Genomic DNA, 1,445 nt, shown 5'->3' on the forward strand with positions numbered 1-1,445 from the left:
CTGCCGCTGCTCACTACGGCGGAGACGGCGCAACTGACGCAGTGGAACGACACCGCAGTCGCATTGCCGGTCGTGGGTTCGGTGCTGGACCTGATCGACTTCGACCGGGACGCCACCGCCGTCCGGTTCCAGAACCAGGCCCTGTCCTATCGAGACCTCGACCGGCAAGCCAACCAACTCGCCCACCACCTCCAAACCGCCGGAGTCGGCCCCGACGTCGTAGTCGCCCTGGAACTGGACCGCAGCCTGGACCTGATCGTCGCCATCCTGGCCGTCTGGAAAGCCGGCGGCGCCTACCTCCCCCTCGACCCCGCCCACCCCACCGAACACCGCCACCACCAATACACCGACAGCCGCGCCCACCTACGCATCGACACCAACTACCTCACCACCACCGCCGCCACCATCGCCGCCCAACCAGCCACCACCCCACCCAGACACACACACCCCCACCAACTCGCCTACCTCATCTACACGTCCGGCTCCACCGGCCGACCCAAGGGCGTCGCCTCCACCCACCACGGCCTGCGCAACCGGCTCACCTGGATCCAGACCGCGCACCCCCTCAGCTCGACCGACACGGTGCTGCACAAAACCCCGACCACATTCGACGTGTCCGTCTGGGAACTCATCGCCCCGCTCACCGCCGGCGCCACCCTGCTCATCACCGAACCCCACCGCCACCGCGACCTCGACCACCTCCTGCACCTACTACACACCCACCACGTCACCACCACCCACTTCGTCCCCTCCCTCTTCCACGAATTCGTCCACCACCCCTGGCCGCAACCACTGCCCCACCTACGCGACCTGATCTGCTCCGGCGAAGCCCTCGACCCGGCCGACGTCACCGCCTTCTACCGGCGCCACCCCACCGCCACCGTCCACAACCTCTACGGACCCACCGAAGCCGCCATCGACGTATCCTCCTGGACCTGCCCCCGCCCCGGCCACGGCCGCACCGTCCCCATCGGACACCCGATCGCCAACACCGGTCTGTATCTGCTCGACCCGCACCTCAACCCCGTCCCGATCGGCGTCACCGGCGAAATCCACATCAGCGGCCACAACCTCGCCCGCGGCTACCTGCACCAACCCGCCCGCACCGCCGAACGGTTCATCCCCAACCCCTTCACTGGCGACGGCAGCCGCCTCTACCGCACCGGCGACCTCGCCCACCACCAACCCGACGGCCAACTCGACTTCCACGGCCGCACCGACCACCAACTCAAAATCCGCGGCCACCGCATCGAACCCACCGAAATCCAAACCGCCCTCACCACCCACCCCACCATCACCACCGCCGTCGTCACCGCCCACGACACCCGCCTGATCGCCTACGTCGTCACCACCGGCGACCTGCCACCCGCCGACGAACTCCGCACCTTCCTGCGCAGCACACTGACAGACCATCAGATCCCGTCAATCTTCATCGAACTCGCCGC

The 1,445-nt window shown here is 67.9% G+C and carries 1 protein-coding gene; it reads left to right on the forward strand.

Features of this window, described 5'->3' with window-relative positions:
* Window positions 1-1,445 (forward strand): amino acid adenylation domain-containing protein (locus ABD901_RS58560; RefSeq protein ID WP_345145054.1); only part of this gene is annotated, 1,445 nt, incomplete at both ends.

Source organism: Dactylosporangium darangshiense, from assembly GCF_039537565.1.
Taxonomy (GTDB): domain Bacteria; phylum Actinomycetota; class Actinomycetes; order Mycobacteriales; family Micromonosporaceae; genus Dactylosporangium; species Dactylosporangium darangshiense.